This is a genomic window from Allotabrizicola aquatica (SeqCode), assembly GCF_965194375.1.
In the GTDB taxonomy this organism is placed as follows: Bacteria; Pseudomonadota; Alphaproteobacteria; order Rhodobacterales; family Rhodobacteraceae; genus Tabrizicola_A; species Tabrizicola_A aquatica.
Window position 1 is genome coordinate 153,502 of record NZ_CBDAEL010000005.1, and the last position, 21,394, is coordinate 174,895.

A 21,394-nucleotide genomic window follows, 5' to 3' on the forward strand; every position below is an offset into this window, starting at 1 on the left:
ACACGAGGTTGCGCAGACCCGCCTTAGGCCGAAGGTTTCGGCATGCAGGCGCGGTTGTCGTCATCCCAGGTTGTGCCCTCGGCGCAGGTCATCTTGATCTTGTCGCCTTGGCAGCCCGGTGATGCCGCCGCGACAGTCACGGCAGCTTGTGAAACAAGAAGAACGGCAAGGATCGTCAAGGATTTCATGCGATGTCCTCCGGCCAATGGGACGCAGCACCGCGCTGCGGCCAAGGCCAAAATTCTAGCATGAGATCTCATGTCGGACGACAGATTTCTTGGCGATCAAAGATCCTCTGCGGCGGTCAGGCGCCAAACACCCGAGCGAAGATCGTGTCGACATGTTTGGTGTGATAGCCAAGGTCGAACTTTTCCTCGATCTCGGCAGGCGACAGGGCGGCGGTCACCTCGGGATCAGCGAGCAACTCGGTCTTGAAATCCGCGCCCGTCTCCCAGACCTTCATGGCGTTGCGCTGCACCAGCCGATAGCTGTCCTCGCGGCTGACGCCTGCTTGGGTCAATGCCAGCAGAACGCGCTGCGACATCACAAGGCCTTTGAACTTGTTCATGTTCCTCAGGCAATTCTCGGGATAGATCACCAGCTTTTCCACAAGGCCCGCGAGACGGTGCAGCGCGAAATCCAGCGTGATCGTGGTATCCGGGCCAATCGCGCGCTCAACGCTGGAATGGCTGATATCGCGCTCATGCCAGAGGGCGACGTTTTCCAAGGCGGGCGTCACCGACATACGGACAAGACGTGCCAGCCCGGTGAGGTTCTCGCTCAGGACCGGGTTGCGCTTGTGCGGCATGGCGGAACTGCCCTTTTGGCCGGGCGAGAAGAACTCTTCAGCCTCCAACACCTCGGTGCGCTGCATGTGGCGGATTTCAATGGCGATGTTTTCGATGCTGCTGGCAATGACGGCCAGCGTTGCAAAGAACATGGCATGGCGGTCGCGCGGGATGACTTGGGTGCTGATCGGCTCGGGGATCAGGCCCAGCATCTGGCACACATGCTCTTCGACCGCCGGATCGATATTGGCAAAGGTGCCAACCGCGCCCGAAATCGCGCCGGTGCGAATTTCCTCCCGCGCGGCGATGAGACGGGTGCGGCCGCGGTCCATCTCGGCAAAGAAGCGGGCAAAGGTCAGGCCCATGGTGGTGGGCTCGGCATGAATGCCATGGCTGCGGCCGATGCGGAGGGTGTCCTTATGCTCATAGGCGCGGGATTTCAGCGCGGCGAGGACGCGGTCCATGCCCTTGAGCAGAAGGTCTGACGCGCGCACCAGTTGGATGTTGAGCGTGGTGTCCAGAACGTCGGACGAGGTCATGCCTTGATGGACAAAGCGCGCATCCTCAGACCCGATATGCTCGGCCAAGTGGGTCAAAAAGGCGATGACGTCATGCTTGGTGACCGACTCGATCTCGTCAATCCGTGCGACATCAAAGGTCACATCGCGGGCTTTCCAAACCGCTTCGGCATTGGCCTTGGGGATCACGCCAAGGGCCGCCTGCGCGTCGCAGGCATGCGCTTCGATCTCATACCAGATGCGGAATTTGGTTTGCGGCTCCCAGATGGCAACCATATCGGGGCGGGAATAGCGGGGGATCATCGGGAACCTCGGCTGGCAAGACAGGGCAGGGACCGCATAGACCGCATGGGCCGGGCGTGCAAGGCGAACTGGTGCGGCCAAGTGCCTGTGTCGGGCGGCGCAGGGGGGCTGTCTGCCCCCCTCTTGGCTGCGCCAATTCACCCCCCGAGGATATTTGTCGCCGCATTGAAGGGCAAACATAGGTCGGGCAACCGCGCCTCATCCCTCAGAGGGGAGGGGGAGACGCGGCGCCTTCAACGCGGGCGGTCATCGGGATCCCTCCCTGTACCGCCTCACCATTTTGGCCATGTAAGATTAAGAAACTCCTAAGGCCTTCAATGCGGCGACAAATATCCTCGGGGGGAGGCGCGGCACGCGCCGTGGGGGGCAGGCAGCCCCCCGGCGACGACAGATGCAGGGCGTGCGCTCAAGGATTGTTCGCTCGAAAAAAGGCCCATTCTTCGATCACCGTGCCATCTGGCAGGCGGCAATAGCCCACGGTTCCGCCGGCTTCTTCGCCCATCTCGAGCGTGCCGCCTTGCTTCATGCAATAGACGCTGGCCGGGTTGGCGATGCCCGGAGCAGGGGCTTTCTCAGGTTGAACGCAGGCCAAAAGCACAAGTGGGGCAAGAAGGGCGAGGCTGGCTTTCACTGTCCCATCAACTGCGCATCAAACGGATATTTCGTCAGGTTCTCGCATCCGGTTTCCGTGATCAACACCTGATCTTCCAGTTTAATCGAGAAATCCCCGCCTTCGGGGCTGATCAGCGCCTCTACACAAAGGGTCATCCCGGGTTCCAACACTGCATCAAACGCGCCTTCGGTCCAGCCGTCCAAATAGTTGACATAGGGCCATTCATCGCAGAGCCCGACCCCGTGCATCTTGCAGGAGTATTTCTGCTTCCAATAGATGTCGTCGAGTTTATGGCCGCCGAATACCAGTTCCTTGATCGAAACACCGGGCTTCAGCCGCGCCTGATGGTCGCGGATATGGTCAAGCCCGTGGTGGAAGGCCGAGACCATGGCATTGGTCGGGCGCTGGTCGCCGATCCACCAAGTTCTTGAGATGTCGATGCAAAACCCATAGGCGCCGATCAGGTCGGTGTCGAAGGCCACGATCTCATTGTTCTGCACAAGGCGCGGCCCACATTCCTGAAACCACGGATTGGTTCGGGGCCCCGAGGCCAGAAGCCGCGTTTCGATCCATTCACCGCCGCGTTTGATATTGGCCTTGTGCAGTTCCGACCAGATATCGTCCTCGCTCATCCCGCCTTTGGGAACGCCCTCACGCGTGACGCGTTCCATCTCGGCGATGCTGCTCTCACAGGCGTGGTGGGCGCAACGCATGGCCAGAATCTCATCCGGTCCCTTGATCGCGCGGACGCGCTCGGTGACCTCTTCGCCTTCTTCAACGGTGAAACCGATGGCTTCTAAAGCGCGCAGCCCGTGGACCATGATCTTGTCCACCGCCAGCCGCCGATTTGATCCGGCGTGTTCGCGCATGATTTCATCGACTTGAGCCGCGAAGCCAGCCGCCGCCTCGCGCCCCTTGTCGCCGGTGGAGTTGTAAAAGAACGTCGCCCCCGAACGCAGTTCTTTGACCAAGGGGTTGAAGGTGACGAGGAAGGGCGAGTTCTTATACTCCCACATCACCATATGGCCATCGGCACACAACAGGCAGGCGCGGAACGGGTTGTGGGTGTTCCACAGCTGCATGTTGGTGGTGTCTGTGGCATAGCGGATGTTGAGCGGATCAAACATCAAAAGCCCGCCATAGTCGCGGTCGATCAACCCTTGGGTCAGGCGTTTCCAGCGGTAGTCCCGCATCCGTTCAAGGTTGGGCAGGGTCAGGCCGGCGGCTTCCCATTCGCGAAAGGCCAGCTGCGTCGGGCCGATCTCGACCCGGTTGTTGTCGTTCGGGGTGCCATCGCCTAGGCGGTCGGCGCGGGTGGGGTCGATCTTGCGGCGGTCGCGGTGAAAGTCGTTCATCATGAGCTCCCAGTTTGGCCTATGCTTGCCTTGGCGCGGGCACCCGGCTAGTCCATGTGCGACGCCCCTTGTCGTAAGCGATGCCATGACCGCCCCAATCCTGCAATCTCGCCTGCCTTTCGCCCCTTGGATGGACCCGCGCACCGCGCGTTTGCCCGGCGTTTTGCCGGTGGAAGGCGATGACTGGTTGCGGGTGGATGATGCTTATGCGGGCCAAATGGCCGAGCGTGGGCGGCTGATTGCGGGGCAGCCCGAGGTGGTTCACGCGATGCTGGGCTCTGCCCGGCCTGCGGCAGAGGAGCTTTATGCTGTTATCCTTGCCCGGTTGGCCCGGACGCCAGGCTTCCAAGTTCGGCCGCAAGAGGTGGTCCGCCCGGATGGGGTGACGGTGACGCTGGATCCTGTCGCACCCCTTCGGACGCTGGGCCTTTTGGTGCAGGAAGATCTGTGCCTGATGGAAAAGCCGGACGGGGCGGGGGAGGAGCATGTGCTAACCGGCGCAATCCTGTGCTTTCCAGCCAGTTGGTCGCTGCAGGAAAAGCTTGGTCGCCCGCTGATCGGCATTCACCGCCCGGTCCCCGATTACGAGACCGAGATTGCCCGCCGGGTGCAGCGGCTCTTTGATGCGATCCGTCCCGAACAGCCTTTGTGGCGGATGAATTCCTTGGTGTACCGCGACCCCAGCCTGCACCAACCCCGGCGCGAGGCGGACCCAAGGATCGACCGGCGCGGCGGGTCTTTTGTGCGGGCTGAGCGTCAGACGCTGATCCGCCTGCCCAAAACCCGGGCGGTGGTCTTTGCGATCCATACCTATGTGGTGGATATCGCGAGCCTGACTGCCGAGGAACTGGCCGGGCTGGAAGAGGCGCGGCTTTAACCCTGCGGGTTGATCCCAAAAGAAAATGGGCCGCCCGAAGGCGGCCCGTCTCGCCGATCTGAACCGATCAGCAGGAGTAATACATCGCGTATTCCACCGGGTGCGGCGTGTGTTCGTAGGCGTAAACCTCTTCCCACTTCAGCGCCATATAGGCTTCCAGCTGCTCGCGCGAGAACACGCCGCCAGCAAGCAGGAAGTCCATGTCCTTGTCCAGCGACTCAAGCGCTTCGCGCAAGGAACCGCAGACGGTCGGGATTTCGGCCAGTTCTTCGGGCGGCAGATCATACAGATCCTTGTCCGATGCCGGGCCCGGATCAATCTTGTTCTTGATCCCGTCAAGGCCCGCCATCAGAAGTGCGGCAAAGGCCAGATAGGGGTTGGCCGACGGATCGGGGAAACGGGCCTCAACGCGCTTCGCTTTCGGCGATTCGGTCCACGGAATACGAACCGCACCCGAGCGGTTGCGGGCCGAATAGGCCAACAGAACCGGAGCTTCAAAGCCGGGAATCAGGCGCTTGTAGCTGTTGGTGCCGGGGTTGGTGATGGCGTTCAGGGCTTTCGCATGCTTGATGATGCCGCCGATGAACCACAGCGCTTCCTGCGACAGGTCTGCGTACTTGTCGCCTGCGAACAGGGGCTTGCCGCCCTTCCAGATCGACATGTTAACGTGCATCCCCGAGCCGTTGTCGCCCTTCATGGGCTTGGGCATGAAGGTCACGGTCTTGCCGTAAGCATGGGCCACGTTGTGGATCACATACTTGTACTTTTGGATGTTGTCGGCCTGTTCTACCAGACCACCGAAGATCATGCCAAGTTCGTGCTGGCAGGTGGCCACCTCATGGTGATGCTTGTCCACCTTGATGCCCATGCGCTTCATGGTCGACAGCATTTCGCCGCGCAGGTCTTGGGCCTCATCGATCGGGTTGACCGGGAAGTAGCCGCCCTTGTGGGCTGCCCGGTGGCCCGAGTTGCCGCCTTCGAACACGGTGTCGGTGTTCCAAGACGCGGCTTCGGCATCGATCTCATAGGCGACTTTGCGTGGCGTTACAGAATAACGCACGTCGTCGAAGATGAAGAATTCAGCTTCGGGACCGCAGTAGAACGCATCACCAACGCCCGAGGATTGCAGATAGGCTTCGGCCTTCTTTGCAATCTGGCGCGGGCAACGGTCATAGGCCTCGCCGGTGTCCGGCTCGACCACGTCGCAATGGATGCACAGGGTCTTTTCGGCATAGAAGGGGTCGATATAGACTGAGGAGGCATCGGGCATCAGCTTCATGTCCGACTGGTCGATCGACTTCCAGCCCGCAATCGACGAGCCATCGAACATGAAGCCTTCTTCGAAGAAGTCTTGGTCGATGATGTCGACGATCAGCGTGACGTGCTGAAGTTTGCCTTTGGGATCGGTGAAGCGGACATCGACGTACTCGATCTCCTCGTCCTTGATCAGTTTGAGAGCCTTCGCAACTGCGCTCATCATGATGCCTTTCGGGTTTGGGTTTCAGTTTGGGCCTTGGAGTTTGGCCCGGGATTACACAGCATCATCACCGGTTTCACCGGTGCGGATGCGGATGGCTTGTTCAACGGACGAGACAAAAATCTTGCCGTCGCCAATCTTGTCGGTGCGGGCGGCGGCGATGATCGCCTCGATCGCGGTGTCGACCATGTCGTCGGTTAGAACGACCTCGATCTTCACCTTGGGCAGAAAGTCGACGACATATTCGGCGCCGCGATAGAGTTCAGTATGGCCCTTTTGACGACCAAAGCCTTTGACTTCGGTCACCGAAAGGCCCTGAATACCGGCCTCTTGCAGCGCTTCTTTCACTTCGTCCAGCTTGAAAGGCTTGATGATCGCTTCGATCTTTTTCATGGCCTTCTCCCTCGTTCCGGTCTGTCCTTTCTTCATCACTTCCCCTTGGCCGGGACAATTGGCTAGGCTGTGGGCAGGGTGATTGGCCGGGGGTTTTTCGGGGAAACGCCTAAAAATTGTGCAAATGGCTGAGATTTTGAGCGAAATGTGAAAAGGTGCCTGAAAAATGACCGAATTCCTCACCGCCGGGCAGATGCGGGCCCTTGAACAGGCGGCGATTGACAGCGGCGAAGTCACCGGACTGGAACTGATGGAACGCGCCGGGCGGGGCGTGGTTGAGGCGACTTTTGCGGAATGGCCCGAGCTGCGCGCCACCTCACACCGCGCTGTGGTTCTCTGCGGCCCGGGCAACAATGGCGGTGACGGTTTCGTTGTGGCGCGCCTTTTGAAAGAGTGGGGCTGGGAGGTCGAAGTGTTCCTGTATGGGAACGCGGAAAAGCTGCCCGCAGATGCGCGGGTGAATTATGCGCGTTGGTCGGCGATCGGGGATGTGCGCGACTTTTCCCTGTGCGCCTTTGCCGATGTGTATTTCCGGCACGCAGACAGGTGTCCAGCGGCGGGGGCGCTTTTGCTTGTTGATGCGGTGTTTGGAACGGGCCTGTCGCGCCCGGTACACGGGGAAGCTGCGAGGGCGCTTGAGCTTGTCGCAGAAGCCGCAGAGTTTGGTCATGCAAAGGTCGTTGCGGTGGACACCACAAGCGGTCTTTGTGCCGACAGCGGCAAGGTCCTTGGAACGGCGGCATCGGCCAATCTGACTGTGACCTTCCATCGCGCGAAACTTGGGCATGTTTTGCAGGACGGGCCACAACGGTGCGGCACCCTGCGGATCGCGGACATTGGCCTACCACAGCACGAACCAACAGGCACAGGCGCGGTTGATGTTCCATCCGGGCTTGGAAAAACCCTTGGCCATAAATTCTCTCACGGCCATGCCCTGATCGTGTCTGGCGATCACGGCCGCGCCGGGGCGGCGCGGCTTGCGGCGCGGGGGGCGCTGCGGATTGGGGCGGGGCTGGTGACCGTCGCCAGCCCGCCCGGTGCCATGGCTGAAAACGCCGCACGGCTGGATGCCATCATGCTGCGCGGGGTGGAGGGCGGCGAGGGGTTGGCTGAGGTTCTGGCCGACAAGCGGATCAACGCGCTGTGCCTCGGGCCGGGGATGGGGACGGGTGCGGCTCAAGCCAGCCTTCTGGCGGTGGCCCTTGCGGTCTCAGTACCAAGCTATATCCCCCCACCCCCAGCCCCTCCCCACGGGGGGGAGGGGAGGCGCTTGGTTCTGGATGCCGATGCACTGACCATCCTGTCGCAGCGCCCGGACCTCTTTGCCAAGCTTCACGGGGGCTGCATCCTCACCCCCCATGCCGGAGAATTCGCCCGGCTCTTCTCCGACATCGCCGAAAAACTGGCCGCCGCAGGCACCAAAGGCCCCGCCTATTCCAAGGTTGATGCCACACGAGAGGCGGCCGCCCGCGCGGGCTGTGTGGTCCTGTTCAAAGGTCCTGCTACGGTGATCGCTGACCCTTCTGGGCGCTGTTCCGTCAACGCCGCCGTCTACGACCGCTCAGCCCCTTGGCTGGCCACCGCAGGCTCGGGCGATGTCTTGGCGGGCTTCATCACAGGGCTTCTGGCGCGCGGGTTCAGTCTCTTTGACGCTGCTTGTGCGGGCGCTTGGCTGCATGTTGACTGCGCGCGGTCTTTCGGGCCGGGGTTGATCGCCGAAGATTTGTCCGAGGAACTGCCAAAAGTCTTGCGATCTCTCGGGATGTGATTTCATCTTGGCCTGAAATACTCCCGCCGGAGGCTCCCGCGGCCCGCGTCGGACGCTCCGCGGGGAGTATTTGTCACCAAGATGAAATCAGGCGTCGAGATTGATCCAGATCGGCACATGGTCTGAGGGCTTGTCGCCCGCGCGCACCTGTTTGTCGATCTGGCAGTCCCGCAAAAGATCGGCCGCCTGCGGGCTAAGGAGGAGATGGTCGATGCGGATGCCGTTGTTGCGCTCCCAAGCGCCGGCTTGATAGTCCCAAAAGGTGTATTGGCCCGGGCTGGCGTCGCGGGCGCGGAAGGCGTCGGTCAGCCCAAGCGCCAGAAGGCGGCGGTAGGCCGCGCGCGATTGGGGCAGGGCCAGCGCGTCAGCGGTCCAAAGTTCGGGCTTGGCCGCATCGGCGTCTTGCGGGATGACGTTGTAGTCACCGCAGAAGACTGTCGGCTCCTCCTGCGCCAGAAGAACCTTGGCGCGTGCTTCCATCCGGGACATCCACGCGAGCTTATAGTCGTATTTCGGTCCGGGCGCGGGGTTGCCGTTGGGCAGATACAGCCCACAGACCCGGATCGGGCGGCGGCCGAGCACGGTGGCTTCGATCCAGCGGGCTTGCTCGTCTGCGTCATCGCCGGGCAGGCCGCGCGTCACGTCCTCAAGCGGCAGTTTCGACAGGATCGCCACGCCGTTGAAGCTTTTCTGACCATGGGTTTCAACCCGGTAGCCCATCGCTTCCAAGATCTCGCGCGGGAAGCCCTCATCCACCGACTTGATTTCTTGCAAGCAGACCACATCGGGTTGGGCGGCGGCCAGCCAAGCGGGCAGGGCCTCGATCCGCGCCTTGATGCCGTTGATGTTGAAGGTCGCAAGTTTCATGTCTTGTCTTCCGGGTTGCCTTGACCCGTTCTAGGCGCGCGGCAAGATGGCGGCAAGCCTCAGCTCAGCAAGGCCGCCTCGGGCTCGGCGGCGTCGCGCCACAACGTGTCCAGCGCGTCGATCTGGGTCGGGTCAAAGCGATGCGCTTCTTCCCAATAGCGCCCCGAGGGCACCCGGTAGCCAAGCGCAGCCTCGCGCTTCAGGGCCTGTTCGGCCAAGCTCTCGTCATAGCGGATCAACGGGGTTGCCGCGAGGCTGTGTCGGCTCGCGCGCGGAAACACCAGCCGCGATGGGCCGGTCGACAGATTCACCACCCGGCAACCGGCGCGCGCGGCCAGCACCATGAACCGCGCCGATTTTGCCTCGATCGAGCGTAAGGTCACGTCAGGTCGCAGCGGGTCGGCGGTTCCGGTGCCGTAGAAATGTGTGGGCCCGCTTTGTGGATAGTGCATGTCGCAGCCAAAAAACGCCATGCAGCGCGGCCGGAGCGTCTGCAAAGCCCAATAGGCAGTGGTAAACGCCATCGTGCCACCGGCATAGACAAAGCCGCCCTGCGCGTTCTGGGCGGAGACAAACTCATCCTCGCTGACCAGCCTTTGGCCTACGGCTGGGCGCGGCACCTGGCTGGCAGGAAAATCCCATGGATAGACGAGATAATCCCAATCGGATCGGATGGCATGGGCGTTGTTGATGGCGACAATGGCATCAAAGAGTTCGCGCGCCCAACCGCGCGCCTCAACCGCCATGGGGGCCGAGCCGAGGATCAAGATCGTTGTCATCGGTTCGCATGCCCCTTTTCCTTGCGCTTGCAAGAGTTAGGGCAATTTGGCGGGAAGTCACAGGATTTGTGGGGTTATCCCGATTTAGATCGAGAAGCTGGTCCCGCAGCCGCAGGAAGCGGTGGCGTTGGGGTTTTCGATGACAAAGCGGGCACCGATCAATTCTTCGGTGAAATCCACCACCGCATTGGCCAGGAACGGCAAGGATACCTCGTCGATCAGCACCTTTTGACCGTTCTTTTCCAAGATCAAATCGCCCGCAGCGGGTTCATCAAGACGGATGTCATAGGAAAAGCCCGAACATCCCCCGCCAAGGACGCCAACACGCAGCGCTTTGCCCTCACCGGTCATCTCGGCAATCTCGGCAAGACGAGAATAGGCGCGGTCGGTCACTTGGGGGGGCAGGTTCATGGGTCTTGTCCTGTTCAAAGCCAGTGATTTGAATATAGGGTGAGATCAGCAGTTGAACAAGAACGGCGGAAGATGAGCTTTGCCCCCTATGCCTGCCAGCCCGACGCCTCGCGCGGGCGGCTTTTTGTCGAACGGATGTCGTCGTTTCGCAGCCCCTTTCAGCGCGACCGCGACCGGATTATCCATTCATCGGCCTTTCGGCGGCTGAAGCACAAGACGCAGGTCTTTGTGGAACATGAGGGCGATTACTATCGCACGCGGTTGACCCACTCGATCGAGGTGGCGCAGGTGGCGCGCACGATTTCGGGCGTTCTGGGGCTGAACACCGATCTGGCCGAATGTATCGCGCTGGCCCATGATCTGGGCCACACCCCCTTTGGCCATACCGGCGAGGATGCTTTGGCGGCGCTGATGGCGCCCTATGGCGGGTTTGACCATAACGCGCAGGCCTTGCGGATCGTGACGCGGCTTGAGCGGCACTACGCCGATTTTGACGGTCTGAACCTGACATGGGAAAGTCTTGAGGGGATTGCCAAGCACAATGGCCCCGTCATCGGCCCGAATGCCGATGCCAAGCATGCCGGTCCCTTGCCCTATGCGCTGGCCGAGGTGAACGCAGCCTGGGATCTGGAGTTGCACACCCATGCCAGTGCCGAGGCGCAGGTGGCGGCGATTGCCGATGATGTGGCCTATTCCCATCATGACCTGCACGACGGCTTGCGCTCGGGCCTGTTCAGCGAGGCGGATCTGATGGAACTGCCGGTCACTGGCCCCGCCTTTGAAGAGGTGGATCGGCTCTATCCCGGTCTTGAGAAGATGCGGCGGCGGCATGAGGCTTTGCGGCGCGTCTTTGGTCGGATGGTGGAGGATGTGATCGCGGTGGCACGGGGGCGACTTGACTCGGCCCAGCCAAAATCGGTGGACGAGATCCGCGCCATGGGCACCACGATGATCCGCTTTTCCAAGCCGCTGTATCAGGAGTTGAAGGCGATACGGTCGTTCCTCTTCACCCGGATGTATCGCGCGCCTTCGGTCGTCGTGATGCGCAATGAGGTGACCGAGGTGGTCAACGGCCTGTTCCCGCTGTTTCTGTCGCGGCCTGAGTTGCTGCCCCAAGAGTGGCGGCACGACATTGAGGCGGCGCAAGGCGAGACGGAACTGGCGCGGATCGTGGCCGATTATGTCTCGGGGATGACGGACCGATTTGCGCTGCAAGAGGGGCAGCGGCTGCTAGGATAATCTAGGGCCACCCATTGGGCGAGATCGGCCAGCGTCGCCCCTGTCACGCGGAACGCAGCAAGCTGCCCGGTAGGGCGATCAGCTTTTGCGGGCCGCCAACGCCCAGAGCCCTGCAAGAAGGGTGGAGGCCAGCACGTTCCAGCCTGCCATCGACAGGCCAAGGAAGGACCACGCGATCTTGTCACAGGCGGCCGGGCTGCCCACGCTTACATCGGTGTTCAGAAGATCGGCCGAAGACACATCGGCCAGCGTATTGACCGCGCATTGCTGCAGGCCCGCCCACCAGTCTTGCTCGACCCCAAAGTGATAGACGCCAATACCGGCCGAGGTGAGCACAGCCAGTCCCGCCAGCGCGGGCAGGGCAGGGCCTTGCCATTTCAGTGCAGCAAGGCCGAGGAGGAGCGCCACGAGATGCGGCCAGCGTTGCCACAGGCACAGGATGCACGGGTAAAGCCCGCCCAGATGCTGAAAGGCCAGTGCCCCCAGCAACAGACCAGCGGACCCGGCAAGGGCAAAGAGGGCAAGGGTAGAGCGCGTCAGGGTCACAGGAACTTCACCACATAAAAGCCACCGACCAGAAGGGCCATAGCAAGAGAGAACATAAGCCCAAGCCGCCGTTCAATAAAGTCACGAATGGGTGCGCCGAATTTCCACAAAAGTGCAGCCACAAGGAAAAAGCGCAGGCCACGGGCAAGGATCGAGGCGAACAGGAACACCCAGATGTTCAGCCCGGTGCTGCCCGACAGGATGGTAACAATCTTGTAAGGAAAGGGCGTTACCCCGGCGATCAATACGGCCCAGGCGCCCCAGGCGTTGTAGTTTTGCGCAAAGGTGTCGAAATGCGCCTCTTGGCCATAAAGCGCCAAAATGGGTTGGCCGATGCTGTCAAAGAGGACCGCTCCGATCCAATAGCCGAACATCCCGCCCAGCACCGAGGCCACGGTGGCAACGCCCGCGATGATAAAGGCGCGGCGGGGGGCGGCGATGATCATCGGGATCATCAAAATGTCAGGGGGAATGGGAAACACCGAGCTTTCAATGAAGGCGACAAAGGCCAAAACCCAAAGCGCGTGCCGATGTTCGGCCATGCGCAGGGTCCAAAGGTAAAGCGAACGTATCACGAAATGTCTTTCCAGATGGCGGCGGCGCGGCCCCTTTGCGGGCCTGTGGGTTTGTTGGGGCTGCGGTGATTGCGTCTTTGGCTTTGCCAATCATGGCGGATCGGTGGGGTCAAGCAACAGATAAGGGCGCGCTGGATTTTCGAAGCAATTTCGGTCCAGATTCCTTGGCGTGGGCCGTTGACGCCGCCCGCCGGGGCGGCTAAACCCCCTTTCGCTGGCCCGAGTGGCGGAATGGTAGACGCAGAGGTTTCAAAAACCTCCGACGCAAGTCGTGCGAGTTCGAGTCTCGCCTCGGGCACCAGCTTTCTCCGATATCTCTATCCTTGTTGGACTGGGTCGATTTCGGCCCGCGATGCTCGAATAAGCCTTGGTGATTCGCGTCCGCCCGTCGGCTGATCTGCGCGGTGTTGCGGATGGTTGCGGGGATTTCGTTGCATTGACGCTCAGTTCGAAACAGAGTCGAACAGAGGTTGCCTTAAAAAGAGCGCAATTGATGAATGCCACAGATGCATCTGCGTTGTTTCCCAGTTTGAAACAGTGTTGCGGGTGGCCGGGGCGTGATTTTCAAGAAATCTACAATTTTGCTTGATCTTGCTGGCTGAGATTGAAGCAATATTGCGAACAATCGCCCCTCATTTGCGAAAGATCCAAGGGCCTTGTAGCCGGAAATATGGCTCCGTACGCATCAGCTTTAAACATATTTTCGTCTTTTTTTCTTCACCTGAGGGCTCAGAGCGGCTATCCAAGACTGGTCCTTTTCGGGGGACATCTGGCCGTGGGGGCGGCTGTTATGTGGTTAGGTGTCGCAAGACGCCACGGGTTGTGAAGGAAGCGCTGCCAAGGCATCGGGTCATCTGCAGATCTGATGGTTCACAGACAGGTTCACATGTGAACGGGGATTTCCCCGAACGGCATCTCTTATTCCTCAATCTGCGCATGCAGCAGGCATCTTGAACGCGGGACCTCGGTTGGGCCCTGCGCGCTCCTGTTTCCATTCCGGACGGGGGCATCAGGTCGGTAGGGTCGTTTGTGTGACCCTGTGGTAGCGAGGATGATTACATGCCGGTTTTTGCGCTTTACACCTTCGATGACGCTGACACGACTGCGCGCGACAGTGCTCTTGGAAATGGCGCCCAGAACGGTGTCTATCTGAACGGGGCCACAGCTGCGGCGGGTCAGGCGGTGCTGGATGGGGACAATGACCTCATCAAGATTTACCCCGATCCGGCCTTCCAGTTGGACCGTGGCACGCTCGACATCGCTTGGACCTTGGGCGGCGACGCGCTGAGCGGTCCGCAGACCCTGTTGTCGCGGGACAGCTCGGGCACCACGGACGGCGGCTATCGCATTGAAATTCTGGCCAATGGCGCTGTCGTCATCTCGCATGAGACGGCCACCGGCACCCAGACCTTTGGCACGGCACCGGGCTTTGCCAATCCGGGCGACAGCCTGAACCTCAGCTATTCGTGGGATCAGGGCGGCGCGGGCGGTCAGCTTATCATCAACAACACCACCACGGGCGGCAGCTTTGCCGATGATGTGCCGAACACCCTGACCATGGATATGAGCGGGCAGGGCATCAACCAGCCTTGGATGATTGGCGCAGGTCAGGCGACGTCGAGCCCGAATCTTCTGAACAACGTGGACCAGCACTTCCAAGGTTCGGTCAGCATGTTCCAGCTGTCGGACACGGTGGACAATGGCGGCGGCGACCCCGATGCCAACCCCGACACGGCCACCACGGCGGAAGATACCCCGGTGACCATTCCGGTTCTGGCCAATGACACCGACCCGACTGGCCAGCCCCTGACCGTGACCTCGGCTGAGGCGCCGAATGGCACCGTGACGCTCAATCCCAACGGCACCATCACCTACACGCCCGATCCGAACTACAACGGCCCGGACACCATCACCTATACGTTGACCGATCCGGACGGGAACACCTCGACCTCGACCGTGGCCGTCACCGTGACCCCGGTGAACGATGCGCCCGAGGCGAACCCCGACACCTCGACCACCCCGCTCAACACCCCGGTGACCTTTGCAGTGTTGGGCAATGACACTGATGTTGACGGCGACACCGTGGCGATTTCCGGCACGCCGACCAGCCCGAACGGCACGGTCGTGGTGAACGGCGATGGCACACTGACCTTCACCCCCACCCCCGGCTTTACCGGGGCGGCAGTGGTCAACTACACCATCGTGGACGAAGAGGGCCTGACCGACAGCACCACTTGGACCATTACAGTCGGGGCCGACGGCGTGCGTGACGGGATCGTGCGCGGCACCACGGGCGGTGATCTAATCGACGCGGGCTATATCGACCCCTTCGACGCCGATCGCGTGGATGCCAACGATGCGCTGTTGCCCGGCGAAGTGGGCAATGACGACATCATTCAGGCCGGTGCAGGCAATGACACCGTGCTGGCGGGCGACGGCAATGACGATGTGCGCGGTGATGCGGGCGATGACTCGATCAACGGCAACGCGGGCGATGACTTGGTGACCGGCGGTCTGGGCGATGACAGCATCTTTGGCGATGCGGGCAACGACACGCTGTTTGGCGACGCGGGCGATGACGAGATCGTTGGCGGTCTGGGCGATGACTCAATCCTGGGCGGCATCGGCAATGATAGCCTGCAGGGCAACGAGGGCAATGACACCCTCCGCGGCGATGCGGGGGATGATGATATCCTTGGTGGCGCGGGCGATGATCTGGTCACTGGCGGTGTCGGCAACGACACCATCCTTGGCGGCCTTGGCAATGACACGGTCATTGGTGACGACGGCGATGACACGCTGCAGGGCAACATCGGCGATGACTCGATCCTTGGCGGTCTGGGCAATGACAGCATCATCGGCAACGAGGGCAATGATACCGTTGATGGTGGGGCCGGGGATGACGTTATCGACACCTCGGGCACAGCGCCTTTGCCTGATATCGATTATCCCGGTGCCTATCCGGCCGATACCAACCCGGCCAATGACCGCGATCTGGTGACCGGTGGCCTTGGCAACGACACCATCCTGACCGGCGATGATGCCGATACCATCATCGGTGGCGCGGGCAATGACGTGATCGATGCCGGGATAGACGCTGACCTTGTCGAAGGCGGTCTGGGCAATGACATCATCGGGGGCAGCGAAGGGGCTGACACCATCGACGGTGGTGACGGCAATGACCTGATCTATGGCGGTCTGAACGATGTTCTGGGTGAGGCGCTGGATCTGCCCGATGCGGTGGACCTACGGCCGGACAACAACCGCGATCTGCTGAACGGCGGCGCAGGCGATGATACCATCTTTGGCCGCGACGACGATGACACGCTCTTTGGCGGCGCTGGCAATGATCTGCTGGATGGCGGCATCGACGAGGACAGCATGGTCGGCGGTGCCGGCAATGACACGCTGATCGGTGGTCAGGGTGCCGACAGCATGGCGGGCGGCAACGACCGTGATGTGTTCCTTGTCACTGTGCAGGGTCATGGTCTGAACGATGTGATCGACGGCAATGAGGGCGGCGATGACCTTGACACGCTGGACCTGCGCGGCTCTGGCCCCTTGTCGATTGTCTATGATCCGACGAACCCGGAGAACGGCACGGTCACCTTCCTGGATGCCGACCGCAATCCGACTGGCACGCTGGCCTTCACCAACATCGAAAACGTCGTGCCCTGCTTTACCCCCGGCACGCTGATTGCGACGCCGAAGGGTGAGGTTCCTGTGGAACATCTGAAGGTTGGCGACCGGGTGATCACCCGCGACAATGGCATTCAGGAAATTCGCTGGATGGGTCAAAAGCAGCTGGGCTGGCGCGATTTGGCCGCCGCTCCGCATCTGAAGCCGGTGCTGATCCGTCAGGGCAGCCTTGGCAACGGCCTGCCCGAGCGTGATATGATGGTGTCGCCCAACCACCGCATGCTGGTGGCCAATGACCGCACCGCGCTCTACTTCGATGAGCATGAGGTTTTGGTCTCGGCCAAGCATCTGGTGGCGGCGAACGGCATCCAGTCGATTGACTCGATCAGGACGACCTATCTCCACTTCATGTTCGATCGCCACGAGGTGGTGTTGGGCAACGGGGCTTGGACCGAAAGCTTCCAGCCCGGTGATCTGACCTTGAAGGGCATGGGCAACGCCCAGCGCGCCGAGATTTTTGAACTCTTCCCCGAACTGCAGACCGAGGCGGGGCAGAACGACTATCAAGCCGCCCGGCGCACGTTGAAAAAGCACGAGGCCCGGCTATTGGTGCGATAACCGTTTATGCAGCGTGGCCGGGGATTGTTTCTCCGGCCGCAGGAAAAGGGGCCCCGCAAGGGCCCCTTTTTCGTTGTTTTGCGCGATGTTTACCATGTTCGGGGCCTTTTCTGCCCAGCGGGTGTCTTTGGCGCCTCGATGTGGCGGCGGTCAATCACCGCGTTTGCGGGGCGGTGACCGGTTGCGTGCCAGCTTTTGGCGCAAGTGCCCTGAATCCGCCCGGATTGGACACGAACTGACCACTTTGGTTCCAAGGTTTCCCCACAAATCTCCTTGATAACCAATCCTGAAGACCGGGCTGCATCCAACACATGTGGCCGCGGAAGGATAAGACGATGCCCGTGCTGAGTGCTGCCAAGTTCTAAGGTCATGACCCCGCGCGCCGCTGAGGCGACGCGGCAAAGGCCAGTTGTTTACGCGTGTGCGCCGATGGCGTGGTTGAAGGTTGAGGGGAACGGGCAATGCCAATTGCGAATGAGCTGACCATCAACACCAGTGCTTCGGCTCTGGACATGGCAAACGCCATCTTTGGTCATGGCATCACAGTTACTTCTGCGTCTTTTCAGGGGGATGCAGTTCAGTCGGGCATCTACAGCGGTGCGCTTAGCACGATCGCGGGCATCGTGCCGACGGACACCGGGGTCATCCTGTCAACGGGTAACGTGACCGATTTTACCAACTCATCGGGGACCACGGACACCAACACCCAGGCCGGTTTCACAACCAATCCGCTGGGCGGTATCGATGGCGACGCACAGTTGAACGCTGTTGCGGGCATGGCCACCTTTGACGGAGCGATTCTGAACGCCAGCTTCATCCCGACCGGCGATATGCTCACGATGCAGTTCGTGTTCTCGTCCGAGGAATATCCCGAATATGTTAACGGCGGCGTGAATGACGCCTTTGGCGTCTGGATCAACGGCAATTTTGTGCCTGCGACGATTTCGGTTGCGGGCAATATCGCGATCGACAGTGTGAACGGCGGGGTGAACCAGAACCTTTACCGCGATAACACGGCCGATCAGTTCAACACCGAAATGGACGGCTTCACCTATGTGCTGTCGTTCAAGGCTCCGGTGACTCCAGGGCAGGTGAACACCATCAAGATCGGCATCGCCGATGGCGGTGACTCGGCCTTTGACTCAAACCTGTTGATCATGGGCAACTCGATCCAGACTTTTGCGCTGGCGATGGACGACACGATCCAGCTGACGGCGAATTCCAGCCGGACGTTTGACATTCTGGCCAATGACCGGGATGAAACCGACGCGGGACTGACCATAACCCAGATCAACGGCACGGCTGTCGTCGCTGGTCAAATCGTGACCTTCGCAACTGGTGAGCAGGTGCGGCTGAACGCCGATGGCACCGTGACCGTGTTTTCTGATGGAGATCTTGGCACCAACACGCTGAGCTATACGGTGTTGGACACCCAAGGCAACACGGACGTCGGCTTTATCTTTATTGAAACCGTTGCAGTCACAGGGCCGGATGGCATCGTGCAGGGCATGGCGGGCAATGATGTTATTCAGGTGGGCTATCTGGGCGATCCGGATGGCGACCGGATTGACAACAATGATGGTCAGGGTGTCGGCGGCACCACGGCTGACGCCGACTATGTCTTGGCAGGTGCGGGCAATGACAGCATCACCGCCAACCTTAGCAATGACATCATCTATGCCGGGACGGGCGACGACACAGCCTTTGGCGGCGCGGGCAATGATTGGGTCGCGTCAGGTGAGGGCAATGACAGCGTCGATGGGGGCGCTGGCAATGACACGATCTATGGCGATGGCGGCAATGACAACCTCTCGGGCGGCAACGACAATGATCTGATCTTTGGTGGCGCGGGCCGAGACAACCTGTTTGGTGGTTTCAACGATGACACGCTTTACGGGGGAGAAGGTCATGACAGCCTCTTTGGTGGCGGTCAGGTTGACCTCCTTTACGGCGGCTACGGCAATGACACTTTGGATGGCGGCGACAATACCGACACTGTCTATGGTGGCGCCGGCGATGACCTGATCGTCGATCTGGGCGGCAGTCTGAGCGACGATTTTCTCTATGGCGGCGATGGGAACGACACCATCTCGGGCGGGGATCGCGAAGATCTGATCTCGGGCGATGCGGGCAATGACCAGTTGGCCGGTGATGCTGGCGATGACACGCTCTTCGGCGGTGCGGATGCGGACACGATCACGATCGGTCTGGCGCAGGGCACCGACAGCGTTCAAGGCGGCGAAACCGGCATCGATTTTGACACGCTGAGTTTGACGGCCGCGTCCAACGTCTCGATCACCCTGACTGGGAATGAGGCGGGCGTCGCCTCACACGCCGGGGGCGGAGGCGCGACGTTCTCGCAGATCGAGCGGATTGTCACTGGGGCGGGCAACGACTTTATCTCGGCGGTGTCAGATGCGACGGGGCTGGTTGTCGAAACTGGTGCCGGAAACGACACGATTGTCGGCGGGTCGGGGAATGACACAGTCTATGGTGGGGATGGCAACGAAACGCTGAACGGCGGCGCGGGCAATGATGCACTTTATGGCGGTGGCGACAATGACGTGTTCTACGTCACCGCAGGATTTGGCCAAGATACCGTCATCGGTGGCCAAAGCGGCACCAACTATGACACGCTGGATCTGTCGGGGCTGACCAACCCGGTCACAGTGGTCTTCACCGCCCCCGGCGCAGGCGTGGTGACCGATACCGTCACCGGCCATACGGTGACCTTCTCTGAGATTGAACAGCTGATCCTGACCCAGCAGGCGGATGTGGTCGATGCCAGCCTGAACAATGGCTACACCTACATTCAATCGCTCGGCGGCAATGACCAGATTACGGGCAGCGCGGGCAGTGACATCTTTGACGATGAAATGCTTGCCCCGAATGGTCAGGGCAACGACACCTTTTACGGTGGCGGCGGCAATGATGTGCTGTGGATGGGGATCAATGACGATCTGGCCTTTGGCGGCACGGGCGATGACAGCCTCGGTGGCGAAGAAGGCGATGATGTCCTTCACGGAGATGCGGGCAACGACTCTCTGAACGGCCATTCCGGCAATGACACGCTTTATGGCGGCACGGGTGATGACCTAATCAACGGCGGCGACGGGGCCGATACCTTCGTCTACGCGCGGGGGGAAGGGGTCGACACGATCATTGGGGGCGAGGGGGGCACCGACCTTGATAGGCTGCAGCTGGTCGATGCGACCTTTGGTGGCACCGGGGCCACGATCACCTATACCACAGCCGAGGCTGGCAGCTTCAGCTTCAACCTGGGCAGTGGCACATTCTCTGAAATCGAAGTTGTCAGGGGCAGTACATCGGGTGATGCGTTCCTTGGCGGTGCTGCGACCACAGGGATCGAAGCTTATGCTGAGGGCGGTTTCGACTTTATGCAGGGCGGGTCGGAAAATGACACGCTTTACGGCGGAACCGGCGGGGATTCGATGCTCGGCGGCGTTGGGGCCGACCTGCTCTTTGGCGATGAAGACAGCGATACCCTGCGCGGTGATGCGGGCCATGACACGCTGTTCGGCGGTCACGGAAATGACAGCCTTATCGGCGGCGGCGACAATGACCAGCTTTTCGGGGGCGACGGCCGCGATACACTTTTGGGTGGCACTGGCAATGACAGCCTATTTGGCGGCGATGGCCTGGACTCCTTCTTTACGGGCGATGTCACTGCGGCCGTTGGCAATGATGTGGTCGATGGCGGCGAAGGCGGCGATGATTATGACGTTCTGGACCTGACAGCTTGGGGCCATCCGGCGACCAATATCATCTATGATGTGAACAACCCCGAGAATGGCATCGTTGAGTTCTTGGATGCCAACGGTGCCGTGATCGGCACGATGACCTTCTCAAACATCGAAAGAGTGGTGGCCTGTTTCACACCGGGCGCGCAGATTTTGACCGATCAGGGTGAGCTGGCGGTCGAGGACCTGCAGCCCGGCCATCGCGTCTTAACGCGGGATAACGGGTATCAGCCGATCCGCTGGACCGGGCGCCGCGATCTGAGCCATGCCGAGTTGATTGTTGAGCCGCGCTTTAACCCGGTCCGTATCGCCCGAGGCGCGCTGGGTGCCGGCCTACCCGTGCGCGATATAATGGTCAGCCCGCAGCATCGCATGCTGGTCACTGGGCCGCGGGCAGAGTTGTTGTTTGGTGAAAACGAGGTGTTGGTTGCGGCCAAACATCTTGTGGGCTTGCCCGGCATCGAGCAGCGGGTCAGCCGCGGTGTGAGCTATCTCCACATCCTGTTTGACCAGCATGAAATTGTGCGGGCGGATGGGGCGTGGTCAGAAAGCTTCCAACCCGGTGATCTGACGATGGAGGCCCTGCAGGGCGACCAGCGCGCTGAGATTACGGCGCTGTTTCCCGAACTGGCGCAGGGGGTCCAGTTCCAAAGCGCCCGCCTGACCCTAACGGCACGGGAGGCGCGCGCCTTGACCAAAGCGTAAAGAGTTCGCCCGTCGCACCAAGGCCGCTTAAGGTCCCCGCTTGCGGCCCGTCTATGTTGCTTTGCCGGAAACAAACCCCGCCAGTGCCTCATTCCTTGCACGATACCTCGGTATTTCCAGATTTAATCAAACTGGAGATACCTCACCTTGGCATATTCGCTG

At 60.8% G+C, this 21,394-nt stretch carries 16 protein-coding genes and 1 tRNA gene; 6 read left to right on the forward strand and 11 right to left on the reverse strand.

Annotated features, from left to right (window positions below; translation table 11 throughout):
* Nucleotides 1-23 precede the first annotated feature (23 nt).
* The 4 genes from AC72UB_RS09150 to dddP all read right to left on the reverse strand — a co-directional run bounded on the left by AC72UB_RS09150 (nucleotide 24) and on the right by dddP (nucleotide 3,577).
* Nucleotides 24-188 (reverse strand): hypothetical protein, encoded by a 165-nt coding sequence (locus tag AC72UB_RS09150; protein ID WP_505189490.1) that lies wholly within the window; start codon nucleotides 186-188, stop codon nucleotides 24-26.
* A gap of 116 nt (nucleotides 189-304) precedes the next feature.
* Nucleotides 305-1,609, reverse strand: a complete 1,305-nt coding sequence (gene purB, locus AC72UB_RS09155; protein ID WP_505189491.1) for an adenylosuccinate lyase — start codon at nucleotides 1,607-1,609, stop codon at nucleotides 305-307.
* A 406-nt stretch (nucleotides 1,610-2,015) separates the two neighbouring features.
* Nucleotides 2,016-2,240 carry a putative hemolysin gene (locus AC72UB_RS09160; protein ID WP_505189492.1) on the reverse strand — a complete coding sequence of 75 codons (225 nt, stop codon included), beginning with the start codon at nucleotides 2,238-2,240 and terminating at the stop codon, nucleotides 2,016-2,018.
* On the reverse strand, nucleotides 2,237-3,577 hold the full coding sequence (gene dddP, locus AC72UB_RS09165; RefSeq protein WP_505189493.1) for a dimethylsulfonioproprionate lyase DddP: 1,341 nt from the start codon (nucleotides 3,575-3,577) through the stop codon (nucleotides 2,237-2,239). The genes AC72UB_RS09160 and dddP overlap by 4 nt, the downstream gene beginning before the upstream one ends.
* A gap of 85 nt (nucleotides 3,578-3,662) precedes the next feature.
* Here dddP and AC72UB_RS09170 point away from each other — a divergent pair, with 85 nt between their 5' ends.
* Nucleotides 3,663-4,454 (forward strand): heme-dependent oxidative N-demethylase family protein, encoded by a 792-nt coding sequence (locus tag AC72UB_RS09170; protein ID WP_505189494.1) that lies wholly within the window; start codon nucleotides 3,663-3,665, stop codon nucleotides 4,452-4,454.
* Between the two features lie 67 nt (nucleotides 4,455-4,521).
* On the opposite strand, the gene glnA is transcribed toward AC72UB_RS09170, so the two are convergent.
* Nucleotides 4,522-5,931: a type I glutamate--ammonia ligase gene (gene glnA, locus AC72UB_RS09175; protein ID WP_463289200.1), complete on the reverse strand. Its 1,410-nt coding sequence runs from the start codon at nucleotides 5,929-5,931 to the stop codon at nucleotides 4,522-4,524.
* 54 nt (nucleotides 5,932-5,985) lie between these two features.
* Nucleotides 5,986-6,324: a P-II family nitrogen regulator gene (locus AC72UB_RS09180; protein WP_463289201.1), complete on the reverse strand. Its 339-nt coding sequence runs from the start codon at nucleotides 6,322-6,324 to the stop codon at nucleotides 5,986-5,988.
* Between the two features lie 166 nt (nucleotides 6,325-6,490).
* Here AC72UB_RS09180 and AC72UB_RS09185 point away from each other — a divergent pair, with 166 nt between their 5' ends.
* Nucleotides 6,491-8,092, forward strand: a complete 1,602-nt coding sequence (locus AC72UB_RS09185; RefSeq protein ID WP_505189495.1) for an NAD(P)H-hydrate dehydratase — start codon at nucleotides 6,491-6,493, stop codon at nucleotides 8,090-8,092.
* 87 nt (nucleotides 8,093-8,179) lie between these two features.
* On the opposite strand, the gene xth is transcribed toward AC72UB_RS09185, so the two are convergent.
* From xth to AC72UB_RS09200, 3 genes are all read right to left on the reverse strand, one after another.
* Nucleotides 8,180-8,959, reverse strand: coding sequence for an exodeoxyribonuclease III (gene xth, locus AC72UB_RS09190; RefSeq protein ID WP_505189496.1), 780 nt, complete (start codon nucleotides 8,957-8,959; stop codon nucleotides 8,180-8,182).
* 59 nt (nucleotides 8,960-9,018) lie between these two features.
* On the reverse strand, nucleotides 9,019-9,738 hold the full coding sequence (locus AC72UB_RS09195; protein ID WP_505189497.1) for a hypothetical protein: 720 nt from the start codon (nucleotides 9,736-9,738) through the stop codon (nucleotides 9,019-9,021).
* A gap of 84 nt (nucleotides 9,739-9,822) precedes the next feature.
* Nucleotides 9,823-10,149, reverse strand: a complete 327-nt coding sequence (locus AC72UB_RS09200) for a HesB/IscA family protein (RefSeq protein ID WP_463289205.1) — start codon at nucleotides 10,147-10,149, stop codon at nucleotides 9,823-9,825.
* A gap of 72 nt (nucleotides 10,150-10,221) precedes the next feature.
* On the opposite strand from AC72UB_RS09200, the gene AC72UB_RS09205 reads away from it, so the two are divergent.
* Nucleotides 10,222-11,388, forward strand: coding sequence for a deoxyguanosinetriphosphate triphosphohydrolase (locus AC72UB_RS09205; protein WP_505189498.1), 1,167 nt, complete (start codon nucleotides 10,222-10,224; stop codon nucleotides 11,386-11,388).
* A gap of 78 nt (nucleotides 11,389-11,466) precedes the next feature.
* On the opposite strand, the gene AC72UB_RS09210 is transcribed toward AC72UB_RS09205, so the two are convergent.
* Both AC72UB_RS09210 and AC72UB_RS09215 read right to left on the reverse strand, forming a co-directional pair.
* Complete coding sequence (locus AC72UB_RS09210) at nucleotides 11,467-11,934, reverse strand: disulfide bond formation protein B (RefSeq protein ID WP_505189499.1); 468 nt, start codon at nucleotides 11,932-11,934, stop codon at nucleotides 11,467-11,469.
* Nucleotides 11,931-12,509 (reverse strand): YqaA family protein, encoded by a 579-nt coding sequence (locus tag AC72UB_RS09215; RefSeq protein ID WP_505189500.1) that lies wholly within the window; start codon nucleotides 12,507-12,509, stop codon nucleotides 11,931-11,933. Before AC72UB_RS09215 ends, AC72UB_RS09210 begins: the two co-directional genes overlap by 4 nt.
* A 217-nt stretch (nucleotides 12,510-12,726) precedes the next feature.
* Here AC72UB_RS09215 and AC72UB_RS09220 point away from each other — a divergent pair.
* From AC72UB_RS09220 to AC72UB_RS09230, 3 genes are all read left to right on the forward strand, one after another.
* A tRNA-Leu gene (locus AC72UB_RS09220) sits at nucleotides 12,727-12,810 on the forward strand.
* Nucleotides 12,811-13,568: 758 nt separating this feature from the next.
* Nucleotides 13,569-16,766 (forward strand): Hint domain-containing protein, encoded by a 3,198-nt coding sequence (locus AC72UB_RS09225; protein ID WP_505189501.1) that lies wholly within the window; start codon nucleotides 13,569-13,571, stop codon nucleotides 16,764-16,766.
* A 461-nt stretch (nucleotides 16,767-17,227) separates the two neighbouring features.
* Nucleotides 17,228-21,232, forward strand: a complete 4,005-nt coding sequence (locus AC72UB_RS09230) for a Hint domain-containing protein (protein ID WP_505189502.1) — start codon at nucleotides 17,228-17,230, stop codon at nucleotides 21,230-21,232.
* Nucleotides 21,233-21,394: the final 162 nt, after the last annotated feature.

Excerpts from the sequence above, each read along its gene's own strand:
- dddP (WP_505189493.1), bottom strand. The coding sequence starts at position 3,577 with ATGAACGACTTTCACCGCGACCGCCGCAAGATCGACCCCACCCGCGCC.
- AC72UB_RS09195 (WP_505189497.1), bottom strand. The coding sequence starts at position 9,738 with ATGACAACGATCTTGATCCTCGGCTCGGCCCCCATGGCGGTTGAGGCG.
- AC72UB_RS09170 (WP_505189494.1), top strand. The coding sequence starts at position 3,663 with ATGACCGCCCCAATCCTGCAATCTCGCCTGCCTTTCGCCCCTTGGATG.
- glnA (WP_463289200.1), bottom strand. The coding sequence starts at position 5,931 with ATGAGCGCAGTTGCGAAGGCTCTCAAACTGATCAAGGACGAGGAGATC.
- AC72UB_RS09230 (WP_505189502.1), top strand. The coding sequence starts at position 17,228 with ATGCCAATTGCGAATGAGCTGACCATCAACACCAGTGCTTCGGCTCTG.
- AC72UB_RS09205 (WP_505189498.1), top strand. The coding sequence starts at position 10,222 with ATGAGCTTTGCCCCCTATGCCTGCCAGCCCGACGCCTCGCGCGGGCGG.
- xth (WP_505189496.1), bottom strand. The coding sequence starts at position 8,959 with ATGAAACTTGCGACCTTCAACATCAACGGCATCAAGGCGCGGATCGAG.
- purB (WP_505189491.1), bottom strand. The coding sequence starts at position 1,609 with ATGATCCCCCGCTATTCCCGCCCCGATATGGTTGCCATCTGGGAGCCG.
- AC72UB_RS09150 (WP_505189490.1), bottom strand. The coding sequence starts at position 188 with ATGAAATCCTTGACGATCCTTGCCGTTCTTCTTGTTTCACAAGCTGCC.
- AC72UB_RS09180 (WP_463289201.1), bottom strand. The coding sequence starts at position 6,324 with ATGAAAAAGATCGAAGCGATCATCAAGCCTTTCAAGCTGGACGAAGTG.
- AC72UB_RS09200 (WP_463289205.1), bottom strand. The coding sequence starts at position 10,149 with ATGAACCTGCCCCCCCAAGTGACCGACCGCGCCTATTCTCGTCTTGCC.
- AC72UB_RS09185 (WP_505189495.1), top strand. The coding sequence starts at position 6,491 with ATGACCGAATTCCTCACCGCCGGGCAGATGCGGGCCCTTGAACAGGCG.
- AC72UB_RS09225 (WP_505189501.1), top strand. The coding sequence starts at position 13,569 with ATGCCGGTTTTTGCGCTTTACACCTTCGATGACGCTGACACGACTGCG.